This window comes from Actinocorallia herbida, from assembly GCF_003751225.1.
Lineage (GTDB): Bacteria > Actinomycetota > Actinomycetes > Streptosporangiales > Streptosporangiaceae > Actinocorallia > Actinocorallia herbida.
Window position 1 is genome coordinate 6284848 of sequence record NZ_RJKE01000001.1, and the last position, 18451, is coordinate 6303298.

20 protein-coding genes are annotated in these 18451 nt (G+C 71.1%); 10 read left to right on the plus strand and 10 right to left on the minus strand.

Annotated features, from left to right (window positions below):
- Positions 1–27: 27 nt before the first annotated feature.
- Both EDD29_RS28640 and EDD29_RS28645 read right to left on the minus strand, forming a co-directional pair.
- Complete coding sequence (locus EDD29_RS28640; RefSeq protein ID WP_123667426.1) at positions 28–723, minus strand: hypothetical protein; 696 nt, start codon at positions 721–723, stop codon at positions 28–30.
- A gap of 146 nt (positions 724–869) precedes the next feature.
- Complete coding sequence (locus EDD29_RS28645) at positions 870–1547, minus strand: DUF402 domain-containing protein (RefSeq protein WP_211359969.1); 678 nt, start codon at positions 1545–1547, stop codon at positions 870–872.
- A 291-nt stretch (positions 1548–1838) separates the two neighbouring features.
- Between EDD29_RS28645 and EDD29_RS28650 the strand changes: the two genes are divergently transcribed.
- Positions 1839–2204, plus strand: coding sequence for an iron chaperone (locus EDD29_RS28650; protein WP_123667427.1), 366 nt, complete (start codon positions 1839–1841; stop codon positions 2202–2204).
- Between the two features lie 272 nt (positions 2205–2476).
- On the opposite strand, the gene EDD29_RS28655 is transcribed toward EDD29_RS28650, so the two are convergent.
- Positions 2477–3124 carry an FMN-binding negative transcriptional regulator gene (locus EDD29_RS28655; protein WP_123667428.1) on the minus strand — a complete coding sequence of 216 codons (648 nt, stop codon included), beginning with the start codon at positions 3122–3124 and terminating at the stop codon, positions 2477–2479.
- Between the two features lie 606 nt (positions 3125–3730).
- Between EDD29_RS28655 and EDD29_RS44995 the strand changes: the two genes are divergently transcribed.
- From EDD29_RS44995 to EDD29_RS28675, 3 genes are all read left to right on the plus strand, one after another.
- Positions 3731–4006, plus strand: coding sequence for a hypothetical protein (locus tag EDD29_RS44995; RefSeq protein WP_148086126.1), 276 nt, complete (start codon positions 3731–3733; stop codon positions 4004–4006).
- The gene (locus EDD29_RS28670) at positions 4003–6717 is read left to right on the plus strand and encodes a KGGVGR-motif variant AAA ATPase (protein ID WP_123667430.1); all 2715 of its coding nucleotides are present in this window, start codon (positions 4003–4005) and stop codon (positions 6715–6717) included. The genes EDD29_RS44995 and EDD29_RS28670 overlap by 4 nt, the downstream gene beginning before the upstream one ends.
- 191 nt (positions 6718–6908) lie before the next feature.
- Positions 6909–7295 carry an ankyrin repeat domain-containing protein gene (locus EDD29_RS28675; RefSeq protein WP_123667431.1) on the plus strand — a complete coding sequence of 129 codons (387 nt, stop codon included), beginning with the start codon at positions 6909–6911 and terminating at the stop codon, positions 7293–7295.
- A gap of 4 nt (positions 7296–7299) precedes the next feature.
- On the opposite strand, the gene EDD29_RS28680 is transcribed toward EDD29_RS28675, so the two are convergent.
- From EDD29_RS28680 to EDD29_RS28690, 3 genes are read right to left on the minus strand one after another with little or no spacing between them, the layout of a single operon-like run.
- Positions 7300–8085, minus strand: a complete 786-nt coding sequence (locus EDD29_RS28680; RefSeq protein ID WP_123667432.1) for a tyrosine-protein phosphatase — start codon at positions 8083–8085, stop codon at positions 7300–7302.
- Between the two features lie 59 nt (positions 8086–8144).
- Positions 8145–8807 carry a phosphonatase-like hydrolase gene (locus EDD29_RS28685; protein WP_123667433.1) on the minus strand — a complete coding sequence of 221 codons (663 nt, stop codon included), beginning with the start codon at positions 8805–8807 and terminating at the stop codon, positions 8145–8147.
- 24 nt (positions 8808–8831) lie between these two features.
- Positions 8832–9578, minus strand: coding sequence for a GntR family transcriptional regulator (locus EDD29_RS28690; RefSeq protein WP_123667434.1), 747 nt, complete (start codon positions 9576–9578; stop codon positions 8832–8834).
- Between the two features lie 143 nt (positions 9579–9721).
- On the opposite strand from EDD29_RS28690, the gene EDD29_RS28695 reads away from it, so the two are divergent.
- The 6 genes from EDD29_RS28695 (at position 9722) to EDD29_RS28720 (ending at position 15241) form a co-directional block, all read left to right on the plus strand.
- On the plus strand, positions 9722–10846 hold the full coding sequence (locus tag EDD29_RS28695; RefSeq protein ID WP_123667435.1) for a TIGR03364 family FAD-dependent oxidoreductase: 1125 nt from the start codon (positions 9722–9724) through the stop codon (positions 10844–10846).
- Positions 10847–10892: 46 nt separating this feature from the next.
- Positions 10893–11804: a phosphate/phosphite/phosphonate ABC transporter substrate-binding protein gene (locus EDD29_RS28700; RefSeq protein WP_123667436.1), complete on the plus strand. Its 912-nt coding sequence runs from the start codon at positions 10893–10895 to the stop codon at positions 11802–11804.
- A 3-nt stretch (positions 11805–11807) separates the two neighbouring features.
- Positions 11808–12536: a phosphonate ABC transporter ATP-binding protein gene (locus EDD29_RS28705; RefSeq protein WP_123667437.1), complete on the plus strand. Its 729-nt coding sequence runs from the start codon at positions 11808–11810 to the stop codon at positions 12534–12536.
- Positions 12533–13333, plus strand: a complete 801-nt coding sequence (gene phnE, locus EDD29_RS28710; protein ID WP_123667438.1) for a phosphonate ABC transporter, permease protein PhnE — start codon at positions 12533–12535, stop codon at positions 13331–13333. The genes EDD29_RS28705 and phnE overlap by 4 nt, the downstream gene beginning before the upstream one ends.
- A gap of 91 nt (positions 13334–13424) precedes the next feature.
- A complete protein-coding gene (locus tag EDD29_RS28715) occupies positions 13425–14921 on the plus strand; it encodes an alkaline phosphatase family protein (RefSeq protein WP_123667439.1) in 1497 nt (498 codons plus the stop codon).
- A gap of 83 nt (positions 14922–15004) precedes the next feature.
- Complete coding sequence (locus EDD29_RS28720) at positions 15005–15241, plus strand: DUF5302 domain-containing protein (RefSeq protein WP_170201627.1); 237 nt, start codon at positions 15005–15007, stop codon at positions 15239–15241.
- A 104-nt stretch (positions 15242–15345) separates the two neighbouring features.
- On the opposite strand, the gene EDD29_RS28725 is transcribed toward EDD29_RS28720, so the two are convergent.
- From EDD29_RS28725 to yczR, 4 genes are all read right to left on the minus strand, one after another.
- Positions 15346–16101, minus strand: coding sequence for a hypothetical protein (locus tag EDD29_RS28725; RefSeq protein WP_123667440.1), 756 nt, complete (start codon positions 16099–16101; stop codon positions 15346–15348).
- A gap of 38 nt (positions 16102–16139) precedes the next feature.
- The gene (locus EDD29_RS28730) at positions 16140–16562 is read right to left on the minus strand and encodes a hypothetical protein (RefSeq protein WP_123667441.1); all 423 of its coding nucleotides are present in this window, start codon (positions 16560–16562) and stop codon (positions 16140–16142) included.
- Complete coding sequence (locus EDD29_RS28735) at positions 16555–16920, minus strand: hypothetical protein (protein ID WP_123667442.1); 366 nt, start codon at positions 16918–16920, stop codon at positions 16555–16557. Before EDD29_RS28735 ends, EDD29_RS28730 begins: the two co-directional genes overlap by 8 nt.
- Before the next feature lie 67 nt (positions 16921–16987).
- Positions 16988–18430 carry a MocR-like transcription factor YczR gene (gene yczR / locus EDD29_RS28740; RefSeq protein WP_211359971.1) on the minus strand — a complete coding sequence of 481 codons (1443 nt, stop codon included), beginning with the start codon at positions 18428–18430 and terminating at the stop codon, positions 16988–16990.
- Positions 18431–18451 lie beyond the last annotated feature (21 nt).

Consider the following 18451-nt stretch of genomic DNA (forward strand, 5'->3'; position numbering starts at 1 on the left):
CGGCACGCGCCCGCGGCGTGCGGAGGATCAGATCGCCTGGATGCGGCCGGAGTCGTCGCCGCGGCGGTCGGCGGCCTCCACGGAGAGCTTCTTGAGGAACTGGAAGGTGGGGCTGGCCTGGGCGTTCTGGAGGGCCAGGTACACGAGGAGCTCGAAGAGGACGGTGTCGTAGTGGACGTTGGGGAGGGCGAGGGCGTAGGTGAAGCGCGCGTTCAGGTGGGCGCGGGTGGTGTCGGAGATGAGCCTGCCGCGGTCCGCCTCCAGGGCCTTGCCGGCCTTGCCGATGTTCGCGGTGACCGTCTCGCGCTGCCCCTTGAGCTCGGCGATGATCGCCTGGTCGGTGACGGGAGCGGGAACGACGACGTGGAAGTTGCAGAAGTCGAGTTCCTGGATGTCCGGCTTGACGTAGGCGCGGTCACAGGAGGCGTGCAGGATCTCGTGCAGCAGCGCCGAGGTGCGGAAGGCCCTCGGCTCGCCGGTCGCGGACACGTAGGCCGGGTCGAAGGTGGAGCTGTAACCGGGGCGCTCGGCGGTGATCTGGGCGGGCTGCCCGTTCGTCGCCTCGCCGAACTCGATCCCGGAGATCGCGCTGGCCGCCTCGTCGAGGAGGCTCCGGAGGTGGCCGTCCAGGAGGTCGTCGTCGGGCAGCGGGGCGCCCTTGCACGCGGTGATCTGGCGGTCGATGGCCGTTCGCCGCATCGGTACGTCGTTGTTCACGATCATGGCGCCTCTTCCTGGTGCGGTACGGGGTCCCGCAGGCGGCCCGGCCGCCCGCAGGCCCCACTACACCGCCCGGAGGGCCAGCGACACAAGGTGACAATTCAGTCACTTAGGGCATGGCCATACTGGCCGTCGTGCCTGTAACGCGACTACCCGCGGACCCTGGGGCGGTCCCAGCCGGCCGGGAGGTCGCGCGGGAGGTCCCAGGACGGGTCCGGGCGGAAGTCGCACCAGGTGCCGTCGAAGGGGAACGCGCCCTGCTCGATCTGCCGGGCGACGCGCAGTCCCTCGGCCCTGACGGCGTCGGCGTCGGCGACCCAGTAGTGGTCGGGGTAGTTCAGGCGCTCTTCGAGCTCGTGCTCGTCCTTCCAGGACCAGGACAGGTCGCGGTTGACCCACATGTCCAGATCCTGGTCGGTGATGTCGATTCCCGCGGCGTTCTCGTCCTGCCAGAGGACACCCGGTTCCTCAAGGTTCACGTACCAGCCGAAGAACTGGTCCTTCGGGTACCAGAAGAACATCACCGAGTGGCCCGAGTCCGGCGGGGTGTACATGAAGATGTCCGGGCCGGTCCAGCGCATCGGCGTCAGCTCGCGCTCCACGTGGACCCACTCGGCGAAGGGCATGTCGCGCAGGCCGCGCCCATCGGACGTCATCGTCGCCGACATCGGCGTGTTCCGCGGGATCCACAGCCTGAGGCCCAGCTCGTCATGGGCGACGACCCGGACGGCCCGCACATAGACGAGCCGCTCCCCCGTGAACTGCCGATGCAAGATCTCCTGCCCGGGACTGAACCGCACCGTCGCCGGGTCCTGCTGCATCGTCATGAACGGATTGAACCAGATCCGCCGCCGAACATTCCCCCACCCCGGCATCCGACCCCCGCCCCCGCCCCGATCCTCCCCACCTGCCCGATACCCGCGGGTCAGCCGCGTCGCGAGCGTCACCTACCCCCTGACGGTGCTGCACCAGGACGATCCGGAACCCAGGCCGGGCCGTCCCCCGGTGCCTCCCCGCCGCGGTCTTCTACGCCGGGGCCGTCTGCATGGTCATGATCGAGCTCTCGCCCGCGTAGGCGGCGGCCACGATCTGTCGGTGGCGTCGCCTACCCTCTGGGCATGGTCCAGAGCAGCGCCTCCACCGTCGACGCCTACGTGGCCGAGCTCCCCGGGGATCGCCGGGAGGCCGTCGCGCGGATCCGGGACCTCTGCCTGGCCGAGCTGCCAGGCTTCACCGAGGAGATGTCCTACGGGATGCCCGCCTACGCCCGCGAGAACGGCGCGGAGATCGCGTTCGCGTCCCAGAAGCAGTACATCTCCTTCTACCTGCTGCGCACCGACGTCCGCGCCGCCTTCGCCGACCGCCTCGCCCCGCACGACATGGGCAAGGCGTGCCTCCGCTTCCGCGGTCCGGCCAAGATCGACTATTCCCTGCTCCGCGACCTCCTCCGGGCCACCGCCGCCGCCCCGGGCGTCCCCTGCTGACCCGACCAGGCGGCGTCCTCGGCGCTCAGGAGACGGGTGGCGAACTCGGCGGCGGGGCTGGACCGGCGCAGGGCGTCCACGAGGGCTTGGCCCGCGGCTTGGAGTGCCTCGGCGGTCATCGGGGCCAGGCGTCGGCGGCGATCAGCGGGACGCGGTGATCGGGGCGCGGGGCGGCGAGCTCGGGCGCGATGGACGCGCCGTCGAGCCGTTCCCACGCGCTCGGACGGGTCGCGGATTCGGTGGTCAGGGTCGGTTCCCTTTCGGGTCGTTTGTCAGGGCTTCCAGGTGCCGATGCGGTCCAGGCGCCGCTGCTGCTGGCGCGCGGCCGGGGCGTCGAGGCCCTCGCCGCGTTCGACGAGGTGGTCGGCGACGGCCTCGCGGTGCTCGACGGGCTTGTGATCGTCGTACTTGAACTTCGCGCGGACCTCGGCGACCTCCAGGCGCAGGCCGCGGATGCCCGGCAGCATCCGCCCGTACGGCGGCCGGTCCACGGCGACGACGGCGTGGTCCCCGGCGGGCTGGAAGTGCGCGAGCTGGCGGCGCAGCAGCTCGGCCTTGGCCTCCGGGTCGTCGATGATCCGGGCGCGGCAGACGAACTGGACCGCCGCGTAGTAGCTGGTCGGGACTCCCTCGACGGGCGGGGTGCCCGCCGGGGCGCGCCACGGGCCGGGGACGAACGCGTAGTCGCCGATGACGCTCATGACGACGTTCGGGTCGTGGTCGATCGCCTTCCACACCGGGTTCGGCCTGGCCAGATGGACCAGCAGGTCGGCCCCGTCACAGCTGAAGTGGGTGGGCACGACGACGGGCGGCTCACCGGGCGGCCCGTTGACGGACAGCTGCCCGAAGTCGTGGCCGTCGGCGATCCAGGACCGCCATTCGGCCTCGTCCAGGCTCGCGTCCCAGGGCTGGATGAACATGTGCGGACTCCTTGATCGTCAGGACAGGGCGAGGAGGCCGACGGCGACGGCCGCGGCGCCGAGGCCGGAGCTGTCCCCCGGCCGACGCGCTCGTGCAGCGCGGAGCGGGCGAGCAGGACCGTCCCGTCCGGGTAGAGGGCCGCGACGACCGTGCGCAGCACATGGGCCTTGCGGACGCAGAGTCCGCCCAGGAAGTCGGCGCACCCATAGGCCAGGGAGCAGCCCAGGGCAACCCCCACCAACCCAGCGTCGCCGAAACCCTCACCATCACCTCCGGCCGGATGACCCTCACCGTCGACACCGCCGACCACCCCCTCACCAACGGCGACCCCCCCCCACCTACCGAGCCACCGACCCGACCCCCTGCCACCTCATCATGACCGTCCGCCTCCCCTCACCACCTGACCAGCCGCCCAGGATCGGGATTTCACCGACCCGTCACTCTCTGCTGCACTAATCTTTCCTTCCGCGGCAGTAGACGTCGGAGACGCGCAACTACGCGCGAGTTTTGCCGCTCTATGTCGAGCCGCTCGTTCCCTCGACGAAGGTCCGCAGGCAGCGCTGCTGCTCTTCTACGGGGCAGAGTGCGGACTCAAGGCGGCCGTCATGAGGCGCGGGAGACTGCGTTCCAGCGCGCAGCTCCAGGGAGACCTGCGCAGCCACGACCTCCGCCGGCTGGCCAAAGAGCTGAAGCTGCCGCCGCGCTACAGCGCGCAGATGCAGCCATGCGCCGGTCGACGACAGAGCGAGACGCAGGTCGATTTCCGCGACCTGCACCAGGCCTGGCGATATGGGCACTCACTTCGTGCGGACGACGAGAAGGCGGCGGTCGCCGTCCTCCGTGACCTGATGGCCTGGTGTGCGACAGAAGTGAGGACATGATCGTGCCGGAGGATTCTGCCGTCCCCGAACGTCTCTACACCTGGGTGGACGTCGACGCGCATCTCACGGCACTCGCGGCCAGACAGGACTGGCCCTCGTGGCTTCTGGAAGGCGACGCCTTCTGGGACGGCCTGGAACTGTCGGTCGACCCATCCACGTCCGATTCGGCGGTCCTGTCCTGGCTCGGTGACAGGTTCGGCGTCGGATCCGTGGTCCACCATGTCGCGGGTGCAGCGCTCAGGCTCGACGACGTGCCAGGGCATCCGTCGAAGAGACTGCTACCGGTCACCATCTCCCGAGAGGTACCCAGCGATTTCCGGCGTGAGCCGAGGTGGAGGGAGAGACGAGTAGTCGCCGACCTCGGCAGGCCGCTTCCACCACCAGACCGGCCCTTCGCCGAAAATGTCCGGATCTCTGCTCTGCACTCCTTCAAGGGCGGGGTGGGCAGAACACTGCACGGTGTGGCGATCGCCGACGCGGTCGCGAGGCAAGGCCGACGTGTTCTCCTCGTCGACGCGGACCTCGAGGCGCCGGGCATCACCTGGATGTTCTCCGCTCAGGGGCGACGGGTCGACTTCAGCTTCGAGGACTTCCTGGCGCTCCTGCACTCCTCGGAGGACGGCCGACCCGAGGAAGCGGTCCACCTCGGTGCCGCGTTCCTGCCGAACCAGACACTCGACGACGTGATCGTCATGCCGACGCGTCGATCCCTGGCGGACATCTCCCCTCCACGGCTGGAGCCCACGGACCTTCTGACACCCGACCGGTCCATCTACTACCTGACCGATTCCCTCGCGGAGCTCGCCTACCGGCTCGGCGCCTCGACCGTCCTCATCGACCTACGGGCAGGCGGCAGCGAGCTTTCCGCCCCCATCCTCCTCGACCCCCGGGTACAGCGGACCTTCGTCACCACGATCAGCGACCAGTCGCTGCGGGGAACGCTTCGCACCATTCAGGAACTCGGTAGGCGAGCTCCGAGCCGGCCCACTGATCCCGCCCCCGCCGCACTCATCACGCAGTTCCGTGAGCACGGGCACGGCGACTTGGCGGTCCGCTCCGCCGCCCAGCTCCGTGACACGATCGCCAAGTCCCTCGTGCCGTCCTTGTCGGACGACGACCTGACCATCGACAGCGACCTCGCCCTCGAGCCGCTCTTCAGCGTCTTTCAGGAGTCCCTGCTCGCGCTGCCCCTGTCCTGGGACGAGGTCATCGAGGTGATCCGCCGCCAGCGACTGGCGGACGCGCTCGCACCCCTTGTCGACTCGCTGAGCATCTCCAACGGCCTGGACCACAGCGTTCCGTCTCCCCCTTCCGACCACACGGCGGAGGAAGACCTTCTCGTACGACGCCGCGCCCTCCGGGGATTCGCGGAACAGCTCGCGTACGCCGAGACCGCCGACGACACGGACTTCCTCGCGACCGAGTCACTGAAGAACCTGCTGACCGCCCACCGCACCGAGCCACCGCTGTCCGTCGTGGTGGGCGCCAAAGGCTCCGGGAAGACCTTCACCCAGCTGCAGATGTGCTTTCGCCGGACCTGGCAAGAGTACGCGAAGGGTGTGCGTGTCGAAGGGGTCACCCTGGATGCGCCTCTCGTTCCCGTCTTCGTCTCGAAGAACCTCAATGAGGTCACACTCAGCCGCATCAGTGAGATTCAGCGGGGTTCCGTCACCGCGCCGGGAACCGAGCCCGCCTCTCAACTCGACTTGCGCGAGATCATCGACGACGCGCTTCGCACGGATCTCTCTGATGGAGAGTGGCGCAAGGTCTGGCTCACCTGCATGGCCCGCTCTTTGGGAATCTCCTCTTCTCCCGAACGGGTGGAGGACGACTTGGCGAGGCTGGGCCAGTCCGCCAGCCGGATCTTCCTGATCGACGGCTTGGAAGATCTCCTTCAGGATTTCTCACAGCGTTCAGCGCAACAGGCCCTACGCGTGCTCCTGGTCGACTGCCTCGATTGGCTGCGCAGCCTCCGGGGCCGTCCACTCGGACTTGTGGTCTTCGTGCGACGGGATCTGGTCCAGGCCGCGATCAAGCAGAACTATGGACAGTTCTTCGCCCGGCACAGCGAGTACGAACTCAAGTGGAACCCCGCTGAGGCCATGCGGCTCGCACTCTGGGTGGTCCAGCGTTCTTCGGCACTGCCGTCTCTCACTTCTGAGGAGGTGGCAGCGGCGAATGACCAGAAACTCAGCGAACTCCTCCTTCCCGTATGGGGGGAGAAGATGGGTTCCACCCGGTCTCGCGAGGCCCGCTCCGAAGGATGGTTCCTCGCCGCGCTCTCGGACTTCAACGGCCAGATCCAGGCACGCGACATCGTCACCTTCCTCAAAGAGTCCGCACGTCTGTCGGAGGGGGACACCCGCTGGATGGACCGTCTTCTGGCTCCCGCCGCGATGCGGACGGCGCTCGTCCATTGCAGCGCGGAGAAGATCGAGGCGATCAGTGTGGAGAGTCCGGAAGTCGGCAACCTGCTGAGGCACCTCAGGGATCTGAGCACGGACTTGAAGAGAATCCCCTTCGAGGCGGAGGCCGTGCAGCTCTCGAGTGACGATCTGGCAATCCTCTCGGCCAACGGTGTCGTGTTCCGCGAGGACGACCAGTACTGGATACCCGAGATCTTTCGACACGGACTGTCGTTCAGAGCGACCGGGCGCCCGAAGATCCTCGCGATCGCGAACCTCGTCCGGCAGCGCAACAACCTCGGGTGATACCGCCCGCACCGACGTCCTGTCTGCGCCGCGACAGGACGGAGGGCGTACGAGCTCGCGAGGAAGGCGGACGGCCGACAGGAGGTCCCGGGGAGGGCGGGCCGCAGGTGTGAGCGCGCTGGGGTTCGCGATCGACGGTGGTGTCGCCACCCGCGGGGATGGGCGGCGGTGGCCCGGGGGAGGATGGGGGCATGGGGGATGCGGAAGAGGTCGAGGAGTTCGCGACCAAAGTGTTCGGGTTGGCGCGGAGTGGGGAGACGGAGTTGCTGCGGGCTTATGTGGAGGCGGGGGTTCCGGTGGATCTGACGAATCAGGCGGGGGACACGCTGTTGATGCTGGCGGCGTATCACGGGCATGCGGGGACGGCGCGGATGCTGGTGGAGCACGGGGCGGACGCCGGGCGGGAGAACGATCGGGGGCAGAGTCCGCTCGCGGGGGCGGTGTTCAAGAAGGAGGCGGAGGTGGTGCGGGTGCTGCTGGAGGCGGGGGCGTCGCCGGACGCGGGGACGCCGACGGCGCGGGAGGCAGCGCGGATGTTCGGGAACTCCGAGTTCCTCGAGTGGTTCGAGGGCCGTTGACGGCTCAGGCGAGGAGGCGGGCGCGCAGGCGGTCGGGGTCGGCGCCGAGGACGTCGGTGAGGTAGGCCTCGACGGAGCCGTGTTCCTTGTCGGCCTGGTCGAAGGCGGCTTCGAGGTAGGGGGCGCGGACGTCGAGCAGGGGGGCGAGCAGGGCCGGGTCGATGGGGCTGCCGTGGCCCTGGAAGAGGTCGGCGAGGCTGCGCTGGCGCTCGTTGGTGAGCAGGTAATCGGCCAGGATCGTCTCGCGGGGGACGTCGAGTGCCGTCAGGAGCAGGGCGGCGAGCCAGCCGGTGCGGTCCTTGCCCGCGGTGCAGTGGAACAGGACGGGCTTCTCGGCCCGCTCGACGAGGTGCAGGGCGCGGGCGAACGGCTCGCGGGCCTCGGCGTCGCTGACGAACCAGCGGTAAAGGTCGACCATGATCGCCTCGGCCCTGCCGTCGCCGAGCACCTGCCGCTGGAGGGCCGGGTCGGGGTCGGTGACGAGCGGGGCGATGAGGGTGTAGATGTCGTGGTCTTCGGCGACGACGGGCAGGTGGTGGTAGGAGACCCCGTCGGGCAGGAGGTCCTCGCCGCTCATGGCGATCTCGGGCGCGCCCCGGAAGTCGACCACGTCGCGGACGCCGAGGGCGCGCAGGCGGGCCTGGTCGGCGTCGGTGAGCTGGTGCAGCGCCTCGGTCCGGAGCACCAGGCCGGGCCGGACGGACCGGCCGTCGGCGGTCTTGTAGCCGCCCAGGTCCCGTGCGTTGGGCGCCGACTCGAGCCCCAGGCTCGATCCCCCGTTGTCCGCCATGACCGACTCCTCTCCTCGTGATCGTCCGACGCAGACTAGACCACCCGGAACCCCGCGTATCACCCGCCCAGGCCCAGCAGCGCGGGCACGTCGGCGACGCCGGGGAGCAGGTGGGTGTGCCGTTCACCCCCGAGTTGCGCGGCGTTCATCGAACCCGTGAGCACGCCGACGACGAAGCCCGCGCCCGCGTTCGTCCCGGCACGGAGGTCGAGCACGGTGTCACCCGCGGTGAGCACTGAGGAGGCTGCGTGCACCCGTGTGAGTTCCATCGCACGGAAGACCATGTACGGCGCGGGACGGCCCGCCGCCACGTCGTCGGCGCACACGACGGCGTCGACGACCGCGGAGTCCCAGCCGAGGAGGCCGAGCAGCGCCTCGGTGATCGACCTGTCGAAGCCCGTGGTGAGCGCGACCTTCACCCCCGCCGCGCGCAGTACGGCGAACGCCTTCTCCACCCCGGGAAGGGGCTCGGGCTTGCGGGCCGCGTAGGCGGACGTCAGCCTTCGGTGGAAGTCGGCGAAGACGTCCTCGACGGTCTCCGGCGACGGACCCCCGAGGAGCGCGTGGATCGCCTCCCTCTTGTCCGCGCCCATCGACCGGTCGATGTCACCCGTGCCGGGCGTCGCGCCCGCGGCCTCTACGGCCTCCCGAAGGGCGACGTACACGGCGCCGTACTCCTGCACGGTCGTGCCGGCGACATCGAAGGCGGCGAGTTCGATCATTGGGGGGCCTTCCGTTCCGGCGCGCTAGGACGCCTGCCAGCTCCGCAGCAGCGCGGGTTGCGCGGCCTGGGAGTTCTCGATGGTGAAGCCGACCTTGTCGGGCCGGTAGCGGTCGTCGGAGTACTCCACGGGGCGGCCGTCGGCGCTGCGCGCGATCCGGCTCTCCCGCAGCAGCGGGAAGCCCTCGGCGACGTCCAGGAGACGGCCGTCGGTGGCGTCGGCGGCGACCGCGTCGATGTGGTGCCGGGCCAGGGACATGTCGACGCCCTGGGCGGCGAGGTGCGCGTACAGGGAGCCGGAGTCGCAGTCGAAGTCCAGCAGGAGGCGGCCGACCGGTTCGATGAACGTGGTCCGCTCCAGCATGGTCGGCGCGTCGTCGATGAGGCGCAGCCGCAGGAGCTGGACGACCTGGGTGCCCTCCTCCAGGTCGAGCGCGTCGGCGACGTCGGCGGTCGCGGGCCGCAGGGCGATCTCCTGGGTGCGCTGCCCGGGGGTGCGGCCTAGCCCGTGCACCCAGCGCGAGAACGACATGAAGGTCGCGAACGGCTGGCCGAGCGACTGCCGGAGCACGACGGGCGGCTTGCCGCGGCCGCCGCCGATCATGCCCTCGGTGCGCAGCGCGGCGAGCGCCTGGCGGACCGGCCCGCGCGACGCGCCCCACTGCGCGCAGAGCTGCGCCTCGGACGGGACCGGCTCGCCGACGGCCAGGTCGCCGGTGGCGATCAGGCGCCGCAGCTCGACCGCGATCCGTTCGTGCATGGGAAGCTCCATGGACTTGACTATACAGGTGGCAGCCCCTTCACCGGAGCAGCATCTCGCCGTTTGAGGTTGGCCTCCTTAACGTGAAGTGAACGTGGCGCGTATTCGCGCCGAGACTGTTGACGCACGGGGGACGCCCTCGGGACGCTCTTGTCATGACAAGTTTGCGCACCCTTCTGGACCAGGTGGACCTCGTGGTCGTGGGCGCCGGCGTCGTCGGCCTCGCCCATGCCCGCGCGGCCGTCGAGCGCGGCCTCACGGTCGCCGTCGTCGAGCGGGACGCCCGCCCGCTGGGCGCGTCGGTGCGCAACTTCGGCCACGGCTGCGCCACCGCCCAGGACGGCGCCGCGCTGCGCTACGCGATGGCGGCCCGCCGGATCTGGCTGGACCTCGCCGAGGACGGCGTCTGGGTGCGGCCGAGCGGCACCGTCGTCGTCGCGAGGGCGGAGGACGAGCTCGCCGTGCTGCGCGAGTTCGCCGAACTGCGCGGCCCCGGGCTCGTCCACCTCCTCGACGCCGACGGGACGCACGCGCGGGTGCCGCTCGGAGACGGCGTCGTGGGCGGGGCCTTCCTCCCCCTCGACGTCCGGGTCAACCCGCGCCAGGCCGCGCCCGCGCTCGCCGCCGCGCTCGCCGCGCGCGGCGTCCGCTTCCACTGGTCGACCTCGGTGCACACGATCGAGCCCGGCGAGGTCGGCACGTCGCGCGGGACGGTCCGCGCCCGGCACGTCGTCGTCGCGGTCGGCCACGACGTGGACCGGCACTTCCCCGGCCTCGCCGCCGACGCGGGCGTGCGGCGCTGCTCGCTGCACATGCTGCGGGTCCGCGAGCCGCACCCGCGGGAGATCGAGCCCGCCGTCCTCACCGGCCTGTCCCTGCTGCGCTACGACGGGTTCACCGCGTGCCCGTCCCTCGCCGACGTCCGCGCGCGGTTCGAGCGCGAGAGCCCCCGCCTGCTCGACGCGGGCGTGAACCTCATGCTCACCCGGCTCCCCGACGGCGACCTGACGATCGGTGACACCCACGCCTACGCCGCCGACGTCCCGCCCTACCGCGCCGAGGAACTCGACGACCTCGTCCTCGCCGAGACCGCGAAGCTGCTCGGCGCCCCTTCCCTGACCGTCCGGGAACGCTGGCGCGGCGTCTACGCGTCCGCACCCGAGCCCTTCCTGATCGCCACGCCCGCCGAAGGCGTCCGAGTCGTCTCGGTGACCTCCGGCATCGGCATGACCACGGCTCTCGGGCTCGCCCCCGAGGTGCTGGACGACCTCATCCCTTGACCCTCATCCCTGACCCGCGTCCCGAAGTCCCCCACGGAGAGAATCCATGAAGTCCCTGCTTCGCCTCACCGCCGTGACGGCCCTCGCCGTCCTGCCTCTGCTCGCCGCCTGCGGCGGCGGGGACACCGCCACCAACGCCGACGGAGGCGCCTGCCCGAACGGGAAGGTCCGCTTCGGCGTCGAGCCTTACGAGGACCCGGCCAAGCTCAAGCCCGCCTACGAGGTCCTCGCCGGGGCCCTGGAGGAGAAGCTCGGCTGCCCGGTCGAGCTCCAGGTCGTCGAGGACTACTCGGCGGAGGTCCTCGCGATGCGCAACGGCCGGCTGGAGATCGCCCAGTTCGGCCCGCTCGGGTTCGTGTTCGCCAGCACCAAGGCGGGCGCGGAGCCGATGGTCTCCTTCGCCGACGCGTCCGGCGCGCTCACCACCTACACCGGGGGCATCTGGGTGCCCGCCGCCTCGCCGATCCAGTCGATCGCCGACCTCAAGGGCAAGTCGCTGGCTCTGTCCAGCGCGGGATCCACCTCCGGCGACGCCCTCCCCCGCTACGCGCTCGCCCAGGCCGGGATCGCCGAGTCCGACCTCGAGATCAACTACGCGGGCGGCCACCCCGAGGCGCTCCTCGCCCTCACCAACGGCAAGGTCGACGCGGCCGAGATCAACAGCCAGCAGCTCGCGACCGCCGAGGCCGAGGGCCAGTTCGACAAGACGAAGTTCCGGCAGGTCTGGACGTCCGACCCGATCCCGAACGACCCGATCACCATCGCCTCCTCGCTCGACCCCGCGTTCAAGAAGAAGGTCGCCGACGCGCTGCTCGACCTGTCCCCCGAGGCCGTCGCCCAGGTCGGCGCGTTCCTCGACGTGACTCCGCCCGGCCCTCTCGTCGCCGTCACCAAAGAGACCTACCGGCCGCTGTTCGACCTCGCCGACAAGCTCGGCCTCACCGAGAAGGACGTCTGAGGCATGACGCTCCGCGTCCGGGGGCTGCGCAAGGAGTTCGGCGCCCGCACCGTCCTCGCCGGGATCGACCTCGACGTCGCGGCCGGGGAGTTCCTCGCGATCCTCGGCGCGAACGGCTCGGGCAAGTCGACGGCGCTGCGCTGCGTCGTCGGCCTGGAGACGCCCAGCGCGGGCGAGATCCTGGTCGGCGGCGACGGCGGGGCCGCGATGGTCTTCCAGAAGATCCACCTGGTCGGCCGCCGCAGCGCGCTGGACAACGTCTGCGCTGGAGCGCTCGGCAGCCTACCCCTGCACCGGTCGCTCACGCCCGCGCTGTTCCCCCGGACGCTCCGCGCGGAGGCGATGGCCTGCCTGGACCGGGTGGGTCTCGCCGACCGCGCCGCGGAACCCGCCCACCGGCTGTCGGGCGGGCAGCAGCAGCGCGTCGCGATCGCGCGGGCGCTGTGCCGGCGCTCGGCGCTGCTGCTGGCCGACGAGCCCGTGTCGGCGCTCGATCCGAAGGCGGCCGACCAGGTCGTCGGGCTGCTCGCCGAACTCGCCCGCGACGGCCTCGCCGTCGCCGCCGTGCTGCACCAGCCGTCGCTGGCGCGTAAGCACGCCGACCGGATCGTCGGCCTCCTCGACGGCCGGGTGGACCTCGACGCCCCCGCCGCGACCGTCGGCGACCTCGATCTCGACCGCCTCTACGCCCCCGACCGGGCCACCGGGCCCGCCGACCAGGAACTCCCATGACGACGACTCCGGCACCGCCCGCACGCCGCCTCCCCTCCCCCTGGTGGTGGACGGCCGCCGCCGTCCTCCTCGGCGTGCACGTCCTCGCCTGGCGGGGCACCGACTTCTCTTTGACGGCCCTCATCCAGGGTCGGCACGGGATGGCCACGTTCATCTCCGACGCCTTCCCGCTCGACCTCGACTGGGCGGAGGTGCTCGGACCGAGCCTGGAGGCCGCGGCGGTCACCCTGTACATCGGGCTGCTCGGCACGACCCTGTCGATCCCGTCCGCGCTGGTCCTCGCGGTGCTCGCCGCGCGGAGCAGCGGCTACGGGGCGGCGTCCTACCAGGCGGCGCGGTCGGTGCTGTCGTTCCTTCGCGCGGTGCCCGATGTGGTCTTCGCGCTGATCTTCGTGACCGCGGTCGGGCTCGGGCCGTTCGCCGGGGTGCTCGCGCTCATCGCGCACAACACCGGGGTCATGGGCAAGCTGTGGGCCGAGGCGATGGAGGAGAGCGACCCGGGCCCGCGCGAGGCCCTGCGCGTCCTCGGCGCCTCCCGCCTCCGGACCGTGCTGCACGCCGTCCTGCCGACGGTCCTGCCGCAGTTCGTCGGGCTGCTGCTCTACCGCTTCGACGTGAACGTCCGCTCGTCCCTCGTGCTCGGCCTCATCGGGGCGGGCGGCATCGGCTTCCTCATCAACCAGTCGATCAAGCTGTTCCGCTTCGACGAGATGGCCACCCACATCCTCGTCGTGCTCGTCCTCGTCATCGCCGTCGACCAGCTGTCCGCACTGGTCCGGCGCCGCATCGCCGCCTGAGCGGCCCTCGATCCCCCGGTCCCGCCAGGGCCGGGCCCTCCGGGAAACGCCTCCGGATCCCCCCATCCGCAAGCCCGACCGAAGGACCTCCATGAAGCACCGCCTGCTCGCCGCGGCCTCGGCCGCCGTCCTCGGCGCGGCGACCCTCGCCTCGCTCGCCGCCCCCGCCCACGCCGCCGCGCCCGGCAACCGGCACGTCGTCGTCTTCGGCGTCGACGGGGCCCGCTGGGACAAGGTCCAGTCGCTGAGCCTGCCGACCCTCGACGGGCTCGCCGCGACCGGCTACGCCTCGCCGACCTGGCTCTACTCCAGCCCCCTCGCCCAGACGCTCTCCGGCCCCGGCTGGTCCACGAACCTCACCGGGACCTGGCCCGACAAGCACAAGGTCGTCGACAACACGTTCCTGCTCAACGCGCTCGGCACCACCCCGAGCTTCCTCAACCTCGTCGAGTCGAACAACGGCGCGTTCGGCACCTACGCGGGCGTGGACTGGAAGCCGATCGGCGACAACATCATCGGCTCGGGCCTGGACCGCGAGTACGTCCTCAACGGGGACGCCAACGGCTACCCCGCCGAGGACACCAAGATCCAGACCGACGCGGCCTCCTACCTGAGGAACAACGGGCCGCACGCGTCGTTCGTGTACTTCGGCGAGGTCGACATCGCCGGGCACGACTCGGGAGGGGCCAGCACCGCCTACGCCCAGGCGATGCAGTCCACGGACGCGCGGATCGGGGCCGTCATCGACGCGGTGAAGAGCCGCCCGACCTACGCCCAGGAGGAGTGGCTGTTCCTGGTCACCGCCGACCACGGCCACACCGACGCGGGCGGGCACGGCGGCGACTCCAAGCTGGAGCGCACCTCCTTCGTCATCGCCAACGGGCCGGGCGTCCCGGTCTCGTCGCCTTCGGTGAAGCCGAAGAACGTCGACGTCGCGGCGACCGCCCTCGACTGGCTGGGCGTCCCCCGCCCCGCCAACCTCGACGGACAGCCCATCACCACCGCGTCCACCGACCCGTTCGACGCCCAGTGGCCGCTCCTCGCCGCCCGCCAGGACGAGACCGGCATCCCGGCCACGACCCTCGGCTGGACCAAGACCTTCCCGAGCGGCTGGAGCGTCGACAACAGCGCGATGGGCACCGGCGGCATGGCCGAGTGGCGCGGCTGGACCCTCACCGACGACGAGTTCTGGACGGCCACCCAGACCGGCCAGGACCGCGAGAACAACGTCAGGGCGCGCGGGGTGTTCGCCGTCGCCGAGTCCGACGAGTGGGCCGACAAGACCTTCTCCGGGACCTACACCACCACTCTGGTCTCGCCTAACGTGAGCGTCGCCGGGAAGACCACCCTGCCGATCTCGTTCGTCTCGCACTACCTCCAGGAGGGCGGCCAGCGCGCCACCGTGCTCGTCTCCTTCGACGGTGGCGCCGACCAGCAGCTCCTGCAGTACAGCGCGAACGCCAAGTCCCGGCTGGTGAACCTCACCGCGACGGTCCCGGCGGGCGCGCAGAACGCCAAGATCAAGTTCCGGCTCTCCAACGCGAACAACAACTGGTACTGGGTCGTGGACGCGCCCGTTTTCGGGTGATCTGACCTGCGCTCCGGCGTCCGTCCACGAGGGCGGCGCCGGGGCCGTCACCGGGGCGGCCGCGGGCGTGGCAAGCTGGGGTCATGGCTGATTCAGAGAAGGACGAGCAGATCACCGCCGAGGCCGCCGCCGAAGGCGTCGAGGAGGCGGTCGAGGAGACTCCCGAAGAGGCCGCCAAGCGCAGGTTCCGCGAGGCGCTGGAGCGCAAGCGCGGGGCCCAGCACGGCGCCGCGGGCGGTGGGCGCGGCGGATCGAAGATCCACGGCACCCAGGCCCAGGCGGGCGGCAAGCGCACCTTCCGCCGCAAGGCGGGCGGCTGACCCCTCGGGTCCGTTGACGACGGCGCCGCCCCGCGCGGCGCCGCGGGACCCCGGCCTCGCCGGGGTCCGGCCGTCCTTCCCCGGATCGGTGCCCGGGGCGGAGGCTATTCGAGGTGTTCGTTCTCATCGTCCGGCGTGCCGGCGATGAGGTTCTGGAGCCGGCGGCCGAAGTCGTCCAAGCGCATGTAGCGCTGCTCGCGGCGGGCCGAGCGGATCATCTTGCGGGAGCCGTTGGGGTAGAAGCGGTGGGCCCAGGGCGAGTGGGGGCGGGCCAGGCGCAGCGCGCCGAAGAAGGCGATGAAGCCGAGGAACAGGCCGATGAGGCCGAGCCAGGTCTTGCCCTTGAGGACCGAGACGATGGAGAAGCAGAGGTTCGCCAGGAGGTATCCGGCGAAGAGCCACATGCTCTCCTCCTCGCCCTTGCCGTCGGCGATGCCGAGCGGGCTGAAGCCCATCAGGAGCAGCCCGCACAGCGAGATCGCGACGAACACGACCTCCACCGAGAGCCTGCCCTCCTCGCTCCAGTAGACGTCCTGGAGGTGGAAGACCAGCGCGAACTCGTCGAGGACCAGGGCGGTCCCGACACCGAAGACCGCGGCCGACACCGCGGCCCACACCGACTCGGGGTCGGCGATCGCGAGGCCGGTCACCCCGCCGACGCACATGAACGCCAGCCCGAAGACCACGTGGTGGATGTGCTGCCCGCCGGGCGCGACGTTGCCGAACCACCATCTGACGTCGGCGCGGATCAGCCGGACGCTCACCCGGATGAACAGGAAGCCGCAGATGAAGGCGACGAAGAAGCAGAACAGGCGCAGTTTGCCCGCGTCGAGGATGTCCTGCGAGAACCAGTGCGCCATGACGCACCGATCCTAGGATCACCCCGTGTGACGGGCCGTCACGACACGCGCGCGGCGGCCTTGCGCAACCAGAGCAGCCCGAGGATCGGCAGCAGCACCGGGACGTAGCCGTATCCGGAGCCGAAGTGCGACCAGACCGTCGGCTCGGGGAAGAGGTCGGGGTCCAGGAAGCTGAACAGCCCGACGCCGAGCACGCCGACGAGCTCGACCGCGATCGCGCCGAGCGCGACCGACCGCTTGGAGCTCCACAGCGCGACCGTGGCCAGCAGGTAGATCACCGCGGCCAGCGCCGACAGCAGGTAGGCGACAGGAGCGTCGTCGAAGCGCAGCGCGAGCTGGACGCCCGAGCGCGCGCCCGCGGCGAGGGTGAAGACGGCGTACACCGCGACGAGGGCGCGGCCCGGCCCGGAGGCCAGCTCGCGCGACTTCGATGCGGCGGGGGCCGCTGCCGTGTCAGACACCGGTGACGCTCCACAGCTCCTGCATGCGCAGGATGACGACGGGGACGGTGAGGCAGGCGACCGCGGCGGCGACCGTGCCCCATTTGCTGCGCTCCCCCACCGCGAGGAAGGCGCCGACGGGCAGCACCACGAGGGATCCGATGAGGTAGCCGATGAAGGTCGCCTGCTCGGCGGGCTCGTGCCCTCCGGTGAGGCGGACCGCGGCCACGACGACCTGGGCCAGCAGCCCGACCTCCAGGACGGCCATCACCAGCAGGTGGACCGCCTGGATCATCTTGTCCGCGCGGGACAGGAGCAGGAACCACACCGCGACGGCCAGGGTCACCGCGATGAGCGCCCCCGCAAGCCAGCCGACCATGCTCCGTGCTCCCCTCTCGATGCGGCGGACCCACCGTACCGCCGCCTTCCCAGAGGTCGCGCCCGGGTCACACGCAGGCGGGCATCGCCTGCTCCGGCGCGGTGACCTCCACCTCGGCGCCCGCGTAGGCGTCGGCCAGCCTGTCGACGGCCGCGCGCATCTGGTCCGGGGGCAGCACGTACGGGATCCGCAGGTAGTCCTCCAGGACGCCTTCGGCCCCGAACAGCGGTCCGGGAACGACCCGGACCCCGTGCCGCAGGGCGGTCTCGCTCAGGCAGGACGCGACGGGGACGGGGAGCCGCGCCCACAGGCACATGCCGCCCTGAGGGACGGTGAAGCACCATTCCGGGAGCCGGGTGCGCAGGGCGTCCACGAGGGCGTCGCGGGATTCGCGCAGCTGGATCCGCCGCTCGGCCCGCACCTCCTCGATGCGGCAGAACAGCTCGGCGGTGATGAGCTGCTCCAGGACGGGCGGGGCGATGTCCATCGGCTCGCGCAGCACGGCCAGGCGCTGGGCCATCGGGATCGTGGTGCGGATCCAGCCGATGCGCAGACCGCCCCAGAACACCTTCGAGGCCGACCCGATGGAGATCACCCGGCCCCCTCCGTCGAAGGAGGCCGTGGGCGGCATCGGCTCGGCCGCGTCGATCGACAGTTCCGCGAAGGTCTCGTCCACGACGAGCTGGCCCTTGGCCGCCCGGCTCGCCTCGACCACCGCGGCGCGGTCGGCGGCGCCCATGAGGTGGCCGGTGGGGTTCTGGAAGTCCGGGATCAGGTAGGCGAGGCGGACTCCGGCCTGGCGCATGCCGTCGGCGAGGAGTTCGGTGTCCCAGCCTTCGCTGACGCCGACCGTGGCCAGGACGGCGCCGCGGTTGCGCAGCGCGGTGAGCGCGTGCGGGTAGGTGGGCCGCTCGACCATCACCGGATCGCCCGGCGACACCAGGGCGTGCACGAGGAGGTTCCACGCCTGCTGCCCGCCGCTGGTGACGACGATCTCCTCGGGCCGGGTGGGCAGGCCGCGCTGGGCGTAGCGCTGCGCGATCGCCTCGCGCAGCCGCATCAGGCCGACCGGCTCGTAGCCGGGGCCGCACGTGTAGCGCGGCAGCTCCTGGACGGCGGCCTCCACCGCCCCCGCGAAGATCGACGGCGCGGGATGGGAGGCGCAGCCGAGGTCGATGGTGCCCTGCTCGTCGCGCTTGGTGGCGGTGAAGGCCGCGCCCGCGTACATGTTGGCCGCGGGAAGGGCGGTCCAGCTTCCGGCGCCCTGCCTGCTGGAGACGAATCCGTCGGCGCGCAGGTCGTCGTAGGCGGAGGTGACCGTGGTGCGGCTCATGCCGAGCGCCCCCGCGAGATCGCGTTCCGCGGGCAGTCTGACGCCCAGCGGAAGCCGTCCGTCCTGGATGAGGGTCCGGATGCCCCGGCCCAAGGCCCGGTACACGGGCCGCTCCGACGGAAGAGGACCAAGGAGCCGGGCCAATTGGACCCCGCCGACGTACCGCACTTCACCCATAGAGGCCACTTTGCCTGATTG

Bases quoted from the DNA above. Each gene is read 5' to 3' on its own strand.
- EDD29_RS28680 (WP_123667432.1), bottom strand. From the start codon at position 8,085: ATGGCGGACAACGGGGGATCGAGCCTGGGGCTCGAGTCGGCGCCCAAC.
- EDD29_RS28725 (WP_123667440.1), bottom strand. From the start codon at position 16,101: ATGGCGCACTGGTTCTCGCAGGACATCCTCGACGCGGGCAAACTGCGC.
- phnE (WP_123667438.1), top strand. From the start codon at position 12,533: ATGACGACGACTCCGGCACCGCCCGCACGCCGCCTCCCCTCCCCCTGG.
- EDD29_RS28700 (WP_123667436.1), top strand. From the start codon at position 10,893: ATGAAGTCCCTGCTTCGCCTCACCGCCGTGACGGCCCTCGCCGTCCTG.
- EDD29_RS28685 (WP_123667433.1), bottom strand. From the start codon at position 8,807: ATGATCGAACTCGCCGCCTTCGATGTCGCCGGCACGACCGTGCAGGAG.
- EDD29_RS28720 (WP_170201627.1), top strand. From the start codon at position 15,005: ATGGCTGATTCAGAGAAGGACGAGCAGATCACCGCCGAGGCCGCCGCC.
- EDD29_RS28695 (WP_123667435.1), top strand. From the start codon at position 9,722: ATGACAAGTTTGCGCACCCTTCTGGACCAGGTGGACCTCGTGGTCGTG.
- EDD29_RS28645 (WP_211359969.1), bottom strand. From the start codon at position 1,547: ATGACGATGCAGCAGGACCCGGCGACGGTGCGGTTCAGTCCCGGGCAG.
- EDD29_RS28650 (WP_123667427.1), top strand. From the start codon at position 1,839: ATGGTCCAGAGCAGCGCCTCCACCGTCGACGCCTACGTGGCCGAGCTC.
- yczR (WP_211359971.1), bottom strand. From the start codon at position 18,430: ATGGGTGAAGTGCGGTACGTCGGCGGGGTCCAATTGGCCCGGCTCCTT.
- EDD29_RS28715 (WP_123667439.1), top strand. From the start codon at position 13,425: ATGAAGCACCGCCTGCTCGCCGCGGCCTCGGCCGCCGTCCTCGGCGCG.
- EDD29_RS28705 (WP_123667437.1), top strand. From the start codon at position 11,808: ATGACGCTCCGCGTCCGGGGGCTGCGCAAGGAGTTCGGCGCCCGCACC.
- EDD29_RS28640 (WP_123667426.1), bottom strand. From the start codon at position 723: ATGATCGTGAACAACGACGTACCGATGCGGCGAACGGCCATCGACCGC.
- EDD29_RS28655 (WP_123667428.1), bottom strand. From the start codon at position 3,124: ATGTTCATCCAGCCCTGGGACGCGAGCCTGGACGAGGCCGAATGGCGG.
- EDD29_RS44995 (WP_148086126.1), top strand. From the start codon at position 3,731: ATGAGGCGCGGGAGACTGCGTTCCAGCGCGCAGCTCCAGGGAGACCTG.
- EDD29_RS28670 (WP_123667430.1), top strand. From the start codon at position 4,003: ATGATCGTGCCGGAGGATTCTGCCGTCCCCGAACGTCTCTACACCTGG.
- EDD29_RS28690 (WP_123667434.1), bottom strand. From the start codon at position 9,578: ATGGAGCTTCCCATGCACGAACGGATCGCGGTCGAGCTGCGGCGCCTG.
- EDD29_RS28675 (WP_123667431.1), top strand. From the start codon at position 6,909: ATGGGGGATGCGGAAGAGGTCGAGGAGTTCGCGACCAAAGTGTTCGGG.
- EDD29_RS28735 (WP_123667442.1), bottom strand. From the start codon at position 16,920: ATGGTCGGCTGGCTTGCGGGGGCGCTCATCGCGGTGACCCTGGCCGTC.